11 protein-coding genes are annotated in these 13,611 nt (G+C 66.9%); 7 read left to right on the top strand and 4 right to left on the bottom strand.

The window, feature by feature from the left end; all coding sequences use genetic code 11:
• Nucleotides 1–239: 239 nt before the first annotated feature.
• From ACFRJ8_RS00445 to ACFRJ8_RS00425, 5 genes are all read left to right on the top strand, one after another.
• Nucleotides 240–1,226: an ABC transporter permease gene (locus tag ACFRJ8_RS00445; protein WP_377984198.1), complete on the top strand. Its 987-nt coding sequence runs from the start codon at nt 240–242 to the stop codon at nt 1,224–1,226.
• 2 nt (nt 1,227–1,228) lie between these two features.
• Nucleotides 1,229–2,233, top strand: coding sequence for an ABC transporter permease (locus ACFRJ8_RS00440; RefSeq protein ID WP_377984197.1), 1,005 nt, complete (start codon nt 1,229–1,231; stop codon nt 2,231–2,233).
• Nucleotides 2,230–4,398, top strand: coding sequence for a dipeptide ABC transporter ATP-binding protein (locus tag ACFRJ8_RS00435; RefSeq protein WP_377984196.1), 2,169 nt, complete (start codon nt 2,230–2,232; stop codon nt 4,396–4,398). The genes ACFRJ8_RS00440 and ACFRJ8_RS00435 overlap by 4 nt, the downstream gene beginning before the upstream one ends.
• Nucleotides 4,399–4,486: 88 nt before the next feature.
• Nucleotides 4,487–6,184, top strand: coding sequence for an ABC transporter family substrate-binding protein (locus tag ACFRJ8_RS00430; protein ID WP_377984195.1), 1,698 nt, complete (start codon nt 4,487–4,489; stop codon nt 6,182–6,184).
• A 179-nt stretch (nt 6,185–6,363) separates the two neighbouring features.
• Nucleotides 6,364–7,419, top strand: coding sequence for a Gfo/Idh/MocA family oxidoreductase (locus ACFRJ8_RS00425; RefSeq protein ID WP_377984194.1), 1,056 nt, complete (start codon nt 6,364–6,366; stop codon nt 7,417–7,419).
• Nucleotides 7,420–7,514: 95 nt separating this feature from the next.
• Here the strand turns inward: ACFRJ8_RS00425 and ald are convergent, their stop codons facing one another.
• Complete coding sequence (gene ald / locus ACFRJ8_RS00420; protein ID WP_377984193.1) at nt 7,515–8,633, bottom strand: alanine dehydrogenase; 1,119 nt, start codon at nt 8,631–8,633, stop codon at nt 7,515–7,517.
• A 245-nt stretch (nt 8,634–8,878) separates the two neighbouring features.
• Between ald and ACFRJ8_RS00415 the strand changes: the two genes are divergently transcribed.
• Nucleotides 8,879–10,099, top strand: a complete 1,221-nt coding sequence (locus tag ACFRJ8_RS00415; RefSeq protein ID WP_377984192.1) for a PucR family transcriptional regulator — start codon at nt 8,879–8,881, stop codon at nt 10,097–10,099.
• Nucleotides 10,100–10,127: 28 nt separating this feature from the next.
• Here the strand turns inward: ACFRJ8_RS00415 and ACFRJ8_RS00410 are convergent, their stop codons facing one another.
• The 3 genes from ACFRJ8_RS00410 to ptsP form a co-directional block, all read right to left on the bottom strand.
• Nucleotides 10,128–10,379 (bottom strand): hypothetical protein, encoded by a 252-nt coding sequence (locus ACFRJ8_RS00410; RefSeq protein ID WP_377984191.1) that lies wholly within the window; start codon nt 10,377–10,379, stop codon nt 10,128–10,130.
• 104 nt (nt 10,380–10,483) lie between these two features.
• Nucleotides 10,484–10,906 (bottom strand): helix-turn-helix domain-containing protein, encoded by a 423-nt coding sequence (locus ACFRJ8_RS00405; RefSeq protein ID WP_377984190.1) that lies wholly within the window; start codon nt 10,904–10,906, stop codon nt 10,484–10,486.
• Nucleotides 10,907–10,999: 93 nt separating this feature from the next.
• Nucleotides 11,000–12,685, bottom strand: coding sequence for a phosphoenolpyruvate--protein phosphotransferase (gene ptsP / locus ACFRJ8_RS00400; RefSeq protein WP_377984189.1), 1,686 nt, complete (start codon nt 12,683–12,685; stop codon nt 11,000–11,002).
• A gap of 185 nt (nt 12,686–12,870) precedes the next feature.
• Here ptsP and ACFRJ8_RS00395 point away from each other — a divergent pair, with 185 nt between their 5' ends.
• A complete protein-coding gene (locus ACFRJ8_RS00395) occupies nt 12,871–13,599 on the top strand; it encodes a TetR/AcrR family transcriptional regulator (protein ID WP_377984188.1) in 729 nt (242 codons plus the stop codon).
• The last annotated feature ends 12 nt before the right edge of the window (nt 13,600–13,611 follow it).

The following is a 13,611-nucleotide window of genomic DNA, read 5'->3' as shown; positions in this document are numbered from 1 at the left end:
CTCTGGAATGTGACCCGCAACATAGTCCACAAGGACTCAGCCGCGAGGCCTGCGGGCGGCCGGAAAACCAGCTGGCACATGATCCCGAACCGGTGGCGGAACCCACTGCCGGATGGGGGACGACGGAAGGACCTAAGTTGTGAATAGACTTGTCACCCCGGCAGGCAGGCCGGCCCGTCCAGCAGCCGCCTCGGCGCCCGGATCCGCTCAGACAACGGCGATCCAGAACTAGCCGCTCCATGCTTCGATACCTCGCCCAACGTGCCGTCACGTATGTCTTCATGATCTTCCTGACCACCAGTGCCGGTTATCTCCTGGCGGTGAGCACACTGCAGCCGGCACTGCTCGAGCAGGAGCGGATTCCGCGGCCCACCCCCGAACAAGTGGTCAACTCCTTCCGGCTCAAGGGGCTCGATCCGACGCTCAACCCGTGGGAGCGCTACGTCGACTGGCTCACGGGCATCCTCACCCGCTGGGACTGGGGGCGGAGCCCCAACGGGGCCTTCATCAACGCCGAGTTCGGCGACCGGGTCTGGATCTCCACCCGGCTCTTCCTGGCCTCGATCATCCTGACCCTGGTCATCGGCGTCGCCCTCGGCGTCTACACCGCCGCCCGTCAGTACAAGGCCTCGGACAGGGTCATCACCTCGTACAGCTACCTCATGTACATCGTCCCCGCCCCGATCGCCTACTTCCTGGTGCAGCTGGGCGCCATCAACATCAACGAGTCGGTCGGGGAGCGCGTCTTCTTTGTCACCGGCATCTCCACCCCGGGCCTCGACGGCGGCGGCTGGGCCCAGTTCGTCGACATGCTCGCCCACTACGCCGTGCCCACTTTCGCCATCACGGTTGTGGGCTGGGGCGCGTACCAGATCGCCCAGCGCCAGTACCTTCTGGACAACGTCAACGCCGATTTCGTAAGGACGGCACGGGCCAAGGGCCTGACCCGCAACCAGGCCATCAGCCGCCACGCCCTGCGGGTGTCCTTCATCCCCGTGGCGCAGAGCATCGCCTTCACCATCCCGGCCATCTTCGCCGGCGGCTTCTTCGCCGAGAAGATCTTCGCCTGGCACGGCGTCGGATCCTGGTCCATCGACTCGATCGCGCTGCAGGACGTCAACGCGGCCACCGCCACCCTCGCCTACGGCTCCGTCATCTTCGCGGTCGGGGCGATCCTCGCCGACTTCGCCACCACGCTCGTCGACCCGAGAGTGCGGGTGCAGTAATCATGACCAACCTCAACACGATTGACCCGGCCGCCGTCCTGGACGAAGGAAAGATCGAAAACGACGACGTCGTGATCGGCAAGTCGCGGATCATCCTGCGGCGCTTCCTGCGCAACCGGACAGCCCTCGCCGGCCTGGTCATCTTCCTGACCCTGACCCTCTTCTCCTTCGTCGGCGGCTTCTTCAGCAGCTGGGACAAGGAGAGCATCGACCCGTTCAACATCGGCATGCCGCCCTCCGGGGAGCATCTGCTGGGTACCTCCCAGGCCGGGATCGACCTCTACGCCCTGACCGTCGAAGGCACCCGGGTCTCCATCCTGATCGGCGTCGTCGTCGGTCTGGTCTCGGTGCTGATCGCCGCCGTCTACGGCTGCACCATGGCGTACTTCGGCCGCAAGGTGGACAAGGTCATGCTGTTCATCCTCGAAGCCCTGATCATGATGCCCGCCCTGCTGGTGGTCGCGGTGGCAACGAGCGGCGGCGCCAACGGCCTGAAGAACACCGTCCCCAGCTGGCTACTGCTCATCATCGTGCTGCTGGTCTTCAGCTGGATGGGCACAGCGCGCCTGATCAGGTCCCTGTCGCTGTCGCTCATGCAGCGTGACTTCGTTAAAGCAGCCCAGTACATGGGCATCCCGCCGCGCAGGATCGTCTGGCGCCACCTCGTGCCGAACATCGGCTCCCTGCTGGTCCTGGAAGTTACCCGCGGGGTCACCGGCGCCATCCTCGCCGAGGTCGCGTTTTCCTTCATCGGCATCGGCATCAAGGTCCCGGACGTGAGCCTGGGCGTGCTGATCGGCCAGTCCACCTCCCAGGTCTCCACCTTTCCGTGGATGTTCTGGGCTCCCCTGATCGTGATGTTCCTGCTGACCGGCTCGCTGGCCATGATGAACGATGGCCTCCGCGACGCGTTCGACCCCAGTTCCAGCTCCGTTGGCCGCACAAAGCGGGGCCGCGCGCGAATCGGCAGCGCCGTGACGGGCAAAACACAGAAGACGAGCAAATGACCAGCAATACGACCGCCCCGGACACCGCCCAGAGCACCGCCGAGCGTCTCCGCGTCGCCGGGCTGCACGCCCCCACCGACGCGGTCCTCTCCGTCCGCGACCTCAACGTCCGCTTCAACACGGAGAACGGCGTGGTGCACGCGGTGCGCGGCATCGACTTCGACGTGTTGCCGGGCAAGACGCTGGGGATCGTGGGCGAGTCCGGTTCCGGCAAGTCGGTCACGTCCATGGCGATTATGGGCCTGCTGCCCCCGACGGCGGAAATCAGCGGTTCCGTCCGGCTCAAGGGAAAGGAACTGCTGGGTCTCAGCGACAAGGCCATGTGCCGGCACCGCGGCAACGACCTGGCGATGGTGTTCCAGGACCCGCTGTCCTCCCTGACCCCCGTTTATACGGTCGGCACCCAAATCGTCGAGGCCCTGACCGTCCACAACCCGACCATGAGCAAGCAGGCCAAGGTGGCCCGCGCCGTCGAACTCTTGGGGTTGGTCGGCATCCCCAGCCCGAAGGACCGGCTCAAGGCCTTCCCGCACGAGTTCTCCGGCGGCATGCGCCAGCGCGTCATGATCGCCATCGCGATCGCCAACAACCCCCGGGTTCTGATCGCCGATGAGCCGACGACGGCGCTGGACGTCACCATCCAGGCGCAGGTCCTCGAGGTGCTCCACGCCGCGCAGGAGGAGACCGGCGCCGCCGTCGTCATGATCACGCACGACCTCGGCGTGGTCGCCGGCATGGCGGACGACATCATGGTGATGTACGCCGGCAGGCCGGTGGAGACCGGCAGCGTCGACGACATCTACTACAGCCCTCGGATGCCCTACACCATGGGCCTGCTCGGCGCGGTCCCGCGCGTGGACATCGCGGAAAAGACCTCGCTGGTGCCGATCGAGGGCATCCCCCCGAACCTCGCCCATCCGCCCACCGGCTGCTCCTTCGCGCCGCGCTGCCCGCTGGCCAGCGAGGCCTGCCTCGACGGCGAACCGGACCTGCGGGCAGTGGGGCCCGGGACCGGGCACAGCGCCGCGTGCATCAAGACCGAAGCCCTCGCCGACGTCGACGCGCACGCGATTTTTGCCGCCCCGGCTGTGCCGGTCTCCCGTTTCGACGTGGTGCCGCGGCACGAGCGCAAGCCTGTCCTGGAACTCCGCGACGTCAGGAAGCACTTCCCGCTCATGAAGGGCGCCCTGCTCAAGCGCAGGATCGGCACGGTGAAGGCCGTGGACGGGCTGAGCTTCGATATCCGAGAGGGCGAGTGCTTCTCGATCGTGGGGGAGTCCGGCTGCGGAAAAACCACCACCCTGCTGGAAATCATGGAATTCCACAAGGACCAGGACGGCGAGGTGGTCATTGGCGGGCTGAGCAACAAGCAGGCCGCCGACGCCAAGACCAAGGGCGCCATGCGCAGGGAACTGCAGATGGTGTTCCAGGATCCAACCGGGGCGCTGGATCCGCGCTTCACCGTCTACGAGGTCCTGGCCGAGCCGATGGAAAACCTGGGCATGCCCAAGCCGGCCATCCGGAAGCGAATCATGGAGCTCATGGAGCTGGTGGGCCTGCAGGCGGACCACGTCAACCGTTTCCCCAACCAGTTCTCCGGCGGCCAGCGCCAGCGGATCGGCATTGCCCGCGCCCTCGCCGTGAACCCCCGGCTGGTTGTCCTGGACGAACCCGTCTCCGCCCTCGACGTGTCAGTGCAAGCCGGCGTCATCAACCTCCTGGACAAGCTCCGTGCCGAACTGGGCCTGAGCTATCTCATGGTGGCGCATGACCTCTCCGTGGTGCGGCACATCTCCAACCGCGTTGCCGTCATGTATCTGGGCAAGATCGTGGAGATCGGAGACGTCGACGCCGTCTTCGACAACCCCCGCCACCCCTACACCCGGGCCCTGCTCTCCGCGATTCCGGTACCGGATCCGGAGCTGGAGCGCACCCGCGAACGGATCATCCTCCAGGGCGACCTGCCCTCGCCGTTGGAGGCGCCGGCGGGCTGCAACTTCGCCACCCGCTGTCCCGTGTTTGCGGCCCTGCCGCCGGCCAAGCAGGAGAAGTGCCTGACCTTGGAGCCCGTCCTGGAACCGGCCGCCGTCGACCAGCAGTTCGCCTGCTTCTACCCGGACGGCGAACTGGACGCGGACATGGTCGTGGTCCACGAAGACCACTGACAGCCCGACCGCCAGAACCGGCACCAGCAACCACCAATCCGCCAGACCACCATGCATCACACTCGCACGAAAAAATGAAGGGGATCTCATGAAAAATCGCACCAAGGTCGGCGCCATCACCGCCGTCGTGGCGGCGCTTGCGCTGACTGCCTGCGGCAGCGGCGGCGCCTCCACCACGGCCGAGAGCGCCAAGGCCCAGGACGCCTCCGGCGACCTCAGCAAGCTCGTCAGCGTCAACGCCAAGAAGGCCGCCGAGCTGCAGCAGGGCGGCACCGTGACCCTGCCCCTGGGCAACATCGGACCGGACTTCAACGGCTTCTCCAACGCGGGCAACTCGGCGGACAATACGGAACTGCACTACCCGATCGACGAGGCCGGCTACGTGGGCTGCTGGAAGCTGGACTTCGACGGCACCGCCAACCTCAACAAGAACTTCTGCGAAGACTTCAAGAGCGAGGTCAAAGACGGCAAGCAGACCATCACCATCAAGATCAACGCGAAGGCCGCCTACAACGACGGCACTCCGATCAACGCCGCCACGTTCGAAAACACGTGGAAGATGCTCAACGGCAAGAACAAGGACATCGACATCGTCTCGTCCGGCGCCTACGAGTTCATCGACTCCGTCAAGGCCGGAAGCAGCGACAAGGAAGTCGTTGTGACCACCACGCAGCCGGTGTACCCGCTCAGCGACATCTTCGGCGGCTTCATCCCGCAGGCCGTCAACACCCCGGAACTGTTCAACACCGGCTTCAGCGGTGAAATGCACCCCGAGTGGATGGCCGGCCCGTTCAAGGTGGATAAGTTTGACTCTGCCGCGAAGACCGTCTCCCTTGTTCCGAACGACAAGTGGTGGGGGGAGAAGCCGGTCCTGGAGAAGGTGATCTTCCGCCAGTTGGAGGCCAGCGCCGAGATCGCCGCCTTCAAGAACGGCGAGGTCGACATGGCTGACGGCCGCACGCTGACCAAGTACAAGCAGCTGGAAGGCTCCAAGAACTCCGAGGTCCGCCGTGGTCAGCGCCTGTTCGCGGGCGGCCTGAACCTCAACGCCCTGAAGGCGCCGCTCACCGACGTCGCCGTCCGCAAGGCGATCTTCACCGCCGTCGACCGTCCCGCCATCCGCGCCGTCCGCTTCGGCGGCCTGAACTGGGACGAGAACAGCTCGGGCTCGATGATGCTGATGCCGTTCTCGAAGTACTACCAGGACAACTACCCGGTCAAGGAAACCGGCGCCGATGCCGCCAAGAAGGTCCTGACCGAGGCCGGCTACACGGCAAACGCCAAGGGCATCATGGAAAAGGCCGGCGTTCCGGCGTCGTTCAAGATCACCAACTTCGGTGACGATCCCACCGCCCTGGCCACCGTGCAGACGCTGCAGAAGCAGCTGCAGGCGGCCGGCATGGAGGTTGGCATTGACCAGCGCGGCGACGCCGACTTCGGCAAGGTGGTTGGCAGCCGCGACTTCCAGCTCACCATCAGCGGCTACACGGTGGGCGCCGACGCCACCGCCGCCGTGAAGCAGTTCTACGACTCCGCCACCAACGAGAACGGTCTCGGCGACGCCGAACTGGACAAGGCCATCAAGGACCTCGCGTCCATCCAGGATGACACCCAGCGCAACAAGGCCGCCATGGACGTTGAGAAGAAGCACATGGAAAAGTACTTCTCCATGGGCGTGATCATGAACGGCCCGCAGATCTACTTCGCCCGCACGGGCCTGGCCAACTACGGCGCCAGCCTGTTCCAGACCCCGGACTGGAGCGTCGTCGGCTGGGACAAGAAGTAAGCTCTGCCGACTGAGCAGTACTAGGCAGTACTGAGTAATACTGAACAGTACTGAGCAGCATGGCCGAGGCCGGCGCCCCCGGAAGCATCCGGGTGGCGCCGGCCTCGTTCTCTTAACCTGCCGTCCGTTCAACCAACCCGCCGGGTCCAACAAGCGGGCAGGGCGGTAGCCTAGGCACCATGAGCAACGATCCAACCCGGCCCATCCGCACCGCCGTCGCCGGTTTCGGCCTCTCGGGCAGCGTCTTCCACGCCCCGTTCATCACCGCAAACCCCGCCTATTCGCTGGACGCCATCTCCACCTCCGACGCCGGCAGGCAGTCTGCTGCCGCGCAGAGCTACCCGGGGGCCAGGATCGTCGACACCCCGGCGGACATCCTGGAGCTCGCTGGAGAACTGGACCTGCTGGTGCTCGGCACGCCGCCCGCCACCCACTACCCGCTGGCGAAAGCTGCGCTGGAAGCCGGGCTCGACGTCGTTATCGACAAGCCGTTCGCCGTCAGAAGCGCCGAGGGGCAGGAACTCATCGACCTGGCCGCGCGGCTGGGCCGGGTGCTCACCGTGTTCCAAAACCGGCGCTGGGACGGCGACTTCCTCACGGTGAAGGCGCTTATGGACGCGGGAGCCTTCGGCACCGTGACCCGCTTTGAATCCCGCTTTGAGCGGTGGTCGCCGGATGTCCCCAAGGCATGGAAGGCGGCAGCCACGGCCGACGACGGCGGTGGGGTGCTCTTTGACCTCGGCACGCACCTGCTGGACCAGGCCGTGCAGCTTTTCGGGCCGGCCACGGTCACGCACGCGGAACTGGCGGCCCGGCGGCCGGGAGGTGTGGCTGACGACGACGTCTTCGTGGCCCTGCGGCACAACTCGGGGGTGACCAGCCACCATTGGATGAACATGCTCTGCGCCCAGCAGGGGCCGCGCTACCGGATCCTGGGCAGCGAGGGCGGCTTCACCAAGCACGGTGTGGACCCGCAGGAGCCCTACATCGTGGCCGGCGGAAGCCCGCTGGACGCCGACTACGGCATGGAAGATCCGGACTGGGCCGGACTGCTGGGGCGCGACGGGCATCTGGACCGACTGCCCACCGAACGGGGCGCCTACCCGGAGTTCTACCGGATCCTGGCCGCAAAGATCGCCGACGGCGGGGCAGCCTCGGCGCTGCCCGTCCCCGTCGACCCCGAGGGGCCGCTCCAGGTGCTGCGGCTGATCGAGCAGGCCCGCTCCCTGGCTTAAAACACCATCGGCTGCTCCGTAACTGCCGTTCTGGGGGTCCAAAAGGGCGGTTGCGGAGCAGCCGATGCAGTGTTGGCTAAGCGGCGACCGGCAGGTTACGCGGAGACCAGCTCGTGCCAATCGGAGACGAGGGGCAGGTTGTGCGCCTCGGAGACCGAGCGGTGGGCAACCTTGCCGCCGGCGATGTTCAGGCCGGAGGCCAGGGCGGCATCGCGCTCGAACGCAGCCTTGACGCCCAGGTTCGCCAGGGAGACGGCGTAGCGCAGGGTGACGTTGGTCAGCGCGTACGTGGAGGTGTTCGGAACGGCGCCGGGCATGTTGGCGACGCAGTAGAAGATCGTGTTGTGGACCTTGTACGTCGGTTCCTGGTGCGTGGTGGGGTGGGTGTCCTCGAAGCAGCCGCCCTGGTCCACTGCGATGTCCACCAGCACCGAGCCGGGCTTCATCCGGGACACGAGCTCGTTCGTAACCAGTTTCGGGGCCTTGGCGCCGGGGATCAGGACCGAACCGATCACGAGGTCGGCGTCGACCACGGACTTCTCGATCTCGTACTTGTTGGACGCGACCGTCTTCAGGCGGCCCTGGTACTGGGCATCCAGTTCGCGGAGGCGGTTGATGTTGATGTCCAGGATGGTGACGTCGGCGCCCAGGCCCAGGGCCATGGCGGCGGCGTTGGTGCCGGCAACACCGGCGCCCAGGACAACAACCTTGGCCGGGCGGACGCCCGGGACGCCGCCGAGCAGCACGCCCTTGCCGCCGGCCGGGGCCATCAGGGAGGTGGCGCCCACCTGCACGGACAGCCGGCCGGCAACCTCCGACATCGGGGCCAGCAGCGGCAGGGTGCGGCCTTCCTGGACGGTCTCGTAGGCGATGGCGGTGACGCCGGAGTTGATCAGTTCCTGGGTCAGTTCCGGCTCGGCGGCCAGGTGCAGGTAGGTGAAGAGGATCAGGTCCTTACGGAAGCGGTGGTATTCGGCCTTGACCGGCTCCTTGACCTTCATCACCATGTCGGCGCGGCCCCAGACGTCGTCGGCTTCGGCGACGATCTCCGCGCCGGCGATCGCGTATTCCTCGTCCGTGATGCCGGAGCCCAGGCCCGCGCCGCGCTCGACGAGGACCGTGTGGCCGTTGGTGCGGAATTCGTGGACGCCAGCAGCGGTGATGGCGACGCGGAATTCGTTGTTCTTGATCTCTTTGGGTACACCGATGATCATTTATTAGCTCCAGTGGGTGTTGGCCTCGTGGGCCTGGGTGAGCGGGGGATTCGTACTTCCAGAATAAATCCCGCTGTGAGGCACGCGACAGGTGCCGCGGCACCGCCACGGGCGCCGGCCGCGTGATTCCGGGGTTTTTCAAATCCGCGGATAGACATTTGTCGAGGCGGCGGGCGTCAGGTGTCGGCTCGTGTCCGTCCCGGCTGCATTCGCAGCGCGGCGGGCCGGAGCAGTAGTGTGGCAGGATGCAGCAGCAGGACGTGGAGCAGCTCGTGGAGCAGGTGGCGCAGCGGCTGGGCCGCGGCCTCTCCCTCGAGGACCTCGACGGCTTGCTCCTGGCCTACAGTTCGAACCAATCGCACGCGGACCGCGTCCGGGTGAACTTCCTGCTCAGCAAGCGGGTCCCCGTGGACGTCATCGCGTGGCAGCTCTCCCACGGGATTGCGACGGCGGTCCGGCCGGTGGTGGTGCCGGCCAACGAGGACCTCGGCATGCTCGGCCGTGTGTGCGTGCCGCTGCTGGTGCGCGGCTTCCGGGTGGGGTACCTCTGGGTCCAGCTCGACGCCGAGGAACCAAGCGCCGCGGCCGTCCTCGCCCAACTGCAGGACGTGGCGCCGGAGCTGGAGCAGCTGTCCTCCCTGCTGCTCGATTCCAACACGGCCGAGTCCGAGTTCCGCCGCCGCCGTGAGCAGGAGTTCTTGGCCGCCTGCGCCGGCGAGGCGAACGCGGCGGCTGCCGTGGCGGGCTGGAAAGAGGTCCAGGGCAAGGGACCCTGGCAGTTGGTGACCGTCCTGGACGCCGATGGCTGGGCCGGGGGCTCGGACCCCATCGCCGATACCCTCATTCACCGCTCCGCGGCGCTGCAGGCGACCATCGGGGTGGACGCCGCCCTGTTCAGCGCCGGCACGGAGACCCACGCCGTGGTGCTCTTCAAGGAATCCACGGGACGCGCTGACCACGCCCAGGTGCTGGTGCACTATCAACTGGAACTCGCCAAACGCTCTGGGCGCACCGTCCGGCGGATCATCCTGGGCACGAGCGAGGGATTTGCCAAGCCGCGGGAACTCGCCGAGGCCTACCGGCAGTCGCGGCAGGCGGCCCAAGCCGCGGCAGTGGACCCGCAACTGGGCGAGCTCGTCGACTGCCGGGCCACCGGCGTCTACCAGCTCCTGGCCTCGGCCGGCGGTGGGGCGGGGGCCTGGGCGGACGCGGGATCCGTGTACTTCCGCATGCTCGAGGACCATGACCGCAACCGCGAGCTGCTGCCCGTGCTGGAGTTGTTCTACGACAACGACGGCTCGGTCCAGGAAGTCGCGGCCAAGCTGCACCTGCACCGGAGCAGCATCTACAACCGGCTCGGCCGGATCCGCCAGCTGCTGGGCGTGGATCCGCTGAAGGGAATGGTGCGGCTGGAACTGCATGCTGCGCTCAAAGCGCGGCGCTGGGCGGGCCGGCCGCGGATTTAGCGGATGCAGCCTGATTTGAGCCTGCGGCCTAGCCCTCGGGCTTGGAGGAATCGGCGTCCAGGGCCAGTTTCGCGTCCTGACCGGCGCCGGGACCGGGATGGCGGAGTGCGCTCCGGCGGCGGGAAATCCGGCTGTCCACCCAGAGGGAGACCGCAACGAAAGCGACGCCGCTGGCCAAATAAGTGGCGGTGATATTCAGGCCCATCGCGGTTCCGAAGATGCCAGCGAGCAGCATGGCGGCGATGCCTGCCACGATGTGCCACCCTCTGAATTTACCCACAATTCAAGCGTAACCCGCGCGATATCAGTGTTTCCGCGCAGGAGCGGGATCGTTGCTTGATCCTTATCACTGCTTCATGAAGCATCCCTTCATGAAGCGTCTGTTCACTCAACACCGGCACCCTCGTCGTCCTGGCCGGCCGGTGACACGGCGCCCATGCCGTTCTTCTTCTGCGTCTCGAGCCAGGCCATGATGTCGGCCAGCCGGATCCGTCGGTGTGTTCCGCGGTATTCGACCGGGATCTCACCGCGGTCGGTCATGTTCCGCAGGTACGTGTGCGAAATCCCCGCAAGCTCCGCGGCCCGGGACGTCGTCAGCATCTCCTCGACGCTGCTGACGGTAACGGCCTCGCCGCGGCTGAAGCGGCCCAGCAAATCGACGACGGCGTCCCGCGCCGCGGGCGGCAGCCGGTGGACGGTGCCGTCGACGAACACCGTGATGTCGTGGCTGCCGTCGAGGGCGTACCGCAGTTTCTGCGCGTCTTCGGCCGGGAGGCCGGCCGTCACCCGGGGAGCTATCAGTGCCATGAGTGCATCCTAGCGGCACCGGCGCAGCGGAAGGGCCTGTCGGTGGGCCGGCCCGCGGGCCCACCGGCCGCGGGCCCACCGGCTGCCGCGCGGTTACAGCCCAAGGTCCTCCAGAACCGGCAGTTTTGCCCGGACCCAGGCGCGGGCCTCAGTTGCGCTCGGCGCGGACAAGGCCAGCTTGGCCAACTCCTGCGCTTCGGCCAGGGTGACGGTCTTCAGCACGGCGGCGACGGCCGCGATGGAACGCGCCGTCATGGACAGGGTGGTGACGCCCAGTCCGGTGAGGACGACGGCGAGGGCCGGGTCCGCCGCGGCCTCGCCACACACGCCCACCGGCTTGTTGTGCCCCTCGGCGGCCGAACCCTCCACCGTCAGGCCCACGAGCCGCAGTACGGCCGGCTGCCAGGGTGTGTTCAGGCCGGCCAGCGGGCCGAGCTGGCGGTCGGCGGCCATGGCGTACTGGGTGAGGTCGTTGGTGCCCAGGCTTGCGAAGCCGACTTCGCGGAGGATGGCCTCAGCCGTCAGGGCAGCCGAGGGGACCTCCACCATGACGCCGGGGGTCTTGATCCCTGCCGTGGCGCACAGCGAGGCAAAGCGGGCCGCCTCCTCCGCGGTGGAAATCATCGGGGCCATCACCCAGACGTCGGCCTCGGATGCCTTCTCGGCCAGGGCGATTGCCTGCAGCTGGCGTTCCAGGACCCCCGGCGTGGTGAAATCTGTCCGGTAGCCGCGGACGCCCAGGGCGGGGTTGGGTTCGGTGGCGTCGGTCAGGAACGGCAGCGGCTTGTCCGCGCCGGCGTCGAGAGTGCGGAGCACCACCTTCTTGCCCGGGAAGGCGTCGAAGACGCCCTGGTAGGCGGCGGCCTGTTCTTCCACGGTCGGTTCGGTGTCCCGCTCAAGGAAACAGAACTCGGTCCGGAACAGCCCCACGCCCTGGGCGTTCAGCCCTGCCGCGGCTACGGCGTCCTTGGCTCCGCCGACGTTGGCGAGGAGCGGCACAAGGTGGCCGTCCGACGTCGTGCCCGTCCCGTCAAAGGCGGCCAACAACGACGCCGTGGCGGCCCAGTGCGCTGCGGCCGCGCGCTGGGACTCATCCGGGTTCGCGGTGATGAGGCCGGCCGCGCCGTCCACGTACACCTCGGTGCCGTCGGCGAGCTCGTCGACCCCGACGGCGGCGACCACGGCCGGCAGGCCCAGCGAGCGGGCGATGATCGCCGTGTGGGACTGCGGCCCGCCGCCGGCGGTGACCAGGGCCAGCACCTTTTCCGGATCCAGGGTGGCGGTATCGGCCGGGGCCAGGTCCTCGGCAACGAGGATGAACGGGGTGGAGGACACGGGAATGCCCGGCGCGGGGACTCCACGCAGTTCCGCCACGATCCGGGACCGGACATCCAGGACGTCCGTGGCGCGCTCGGCCATGTAGCCGCCGAGGTTGTGCAGCATTTCCGAGACGGAGGCACCGGCTTCCCAGATTGCCCGCTGCCCGGACGTGCCGCGGCCGATCAGCTTGGTGGCGGATTTGAGCAGCATGGTGTCGGTGGCCATGAGGGCCGTGGCCTCGAGGACGGCCTTGCCGTCGCCGGTGACTGTCTCGGAGCGGGCCTTGAGTTCGTCGTGGACGGATTTCGCCGCGGCTTTCAGTGCCGCCGTCGCGTCTTCCGCCGTGACGCCGGCGGGAAGCTGCTCTCCGGCGGGCGGTTCGCTGATCGGTTTGGGCATCTGCCGGATGGTGCCGATGATGCGGCCTGGGCTAACGCCTACTCCTGGGAAGTTCTGCACTGAAGGTCCTCATTCTCTGTCGTAGGCCAGTGGCCACTAAGCCGGTAAACCAGGTGCCGCCGCTGACCCTGCTGATCATTTGTGCCTGCCGTCGACGGCTACGTCAACAGGCGGGTCACGGCACCTGCAAAAATTGTATGTGATGCAGTTCATATAGCGTTGCTATAGGTGCTAGGGTAGCGGTTATGAGTATCGATGGCCAGCTACCACCCAAGGCCCGGCTGCTGCGCGCGGCCGCCGAGCTGCTGGCCAACTCGGGCGGATCCGCAGTCTCGACCCGCCAGATCACACAGCTGGCCGGTGTTACGGCACCGACCCTCTACCACCACTTTGGTGACAAGGAAGGGCTGTTCGACGCCGTCGTCGCAGCAGGTTTTGACGAATATGTCGCGGGCGAACGTGACTTCGCGCCCTCTGGCCAACCGCTGGAGGACATCCGCAGGATGTGGGACAACCATGTCCAGTTCGGGCTGAAACAGCCGGAACTCTATCTCGTCATGTTTGGCAATATCCGCCCTGAGAGCCGTCCGGCGATCGTCGCCGATGCCGAGGCCCTCATGGAGGAGATGCTCAACAAGGCGGCAGTCTCCGGGCAGCTCAACGTCCAGCCCAAGGAGGCGGCCAGGTCCATCCTGGCGGCCAACGTGGGCATGACCCTCATGCTGATCGCGGAAAAGGTGCCGGAGCGGAACCTCGAGCTCTCCGCCATGACCCGCGACGCCATGATCTTTGCGGTTTCCACCGAGCAGGCCCGGAGCAACGGTTCTGATGACAGCGGAAAATCCTCCGTGGTCGTGGCGGCCATCGCATTGAACGCGGCACTCCAGGCGTCCCACTCGGACCAGCTCTCCAGCTCGGAACTCAAGCTCTTCCTCGAATGGCTCCACCGGATCTCCAACAGCTCCACCAGCTAGCTCGGCGAAATT

It is taken from the genome of Arthrobacter sp. NPDC056886 (assembly GCF_042788715.1).
Classification (GTDB): domain Bacteria; phylum Actinomycetota; class Actinomycetes; order Actinomycetales; family Micrococcaceae; genus Arthrobacter.
The sequence above is the reverse complement of the archived record's forward strand: the minus strand, read 5'-3'. Positions and strand labels throughout refer to the sequence as shown.

Bases quoted from the DNA above. Each gene is read 5' to 3' on its own strand.
- ACFRJ8_RS00445 (WP_377984198.1), top strand. From the start codon at position 240: ATGCTTCGATACCTCGCCCAACGTGCCGTCACGTATGTCTTCATGATC.
- ACFRJ8_RS00440 (WP_377984197.1), top strand. From the start codon at position 1,229: ATGACCAACCTCAACACGATTGACCCGGCCGCCGTCCTGGACGAAGGA.
- ACFRJ8_RS00435 (WP_377984196.1), top strand. From the start codon at position 2,230: ATGACCAGCAATACGACCGCCCCGGACACCGCCCAGAGCACCGCCGAG.
- ACFRJ8_RS00430 (WP_377984195.1), top strand. From the start codon at position 4,487: ATGAAAAATCGCACCAAGGTCGGCGCCATCACCGCCGTCGTGGCGGCG.
- ACFRJ8_RS00425 (WP_377984194.1), top strand. From the start codon at position 6,364: ATGAGCAACGATCCAACCCGGCCCATCCGCACCGCCGTCGCCGGTTTC.
- ald (WP_377984193.1), bottom strand. From the start codon at position 8,633: ATGATCATCGGTGTACCCAAAGAGATCAAGAACAACGAATTCCGCGTC.
- ACFRJ8_RS00415 (WP_377984192.1), top strand. From the start codon at position 8,879: ATGCAGCAGCAGGACGTGGAGCAGCTCGTGGAGCAGGTGGCGCAGCGG.
- ACFRJ8_RS00405 (WP_377984190.1), bottom strand. From the start codon at position 10,906: ATGGCACTGATAGCTCCCCGGGTGACGGCCGGCCTCCCGGCCGAAGAC.
- ACFRJ8_RS00395 (WP_377984188.1), top strand. From the start codon at position 12,871: ATGAGTATCGATGGCCAGCTACCACCCAAGGCCCGGCTGCTGCGCGCG.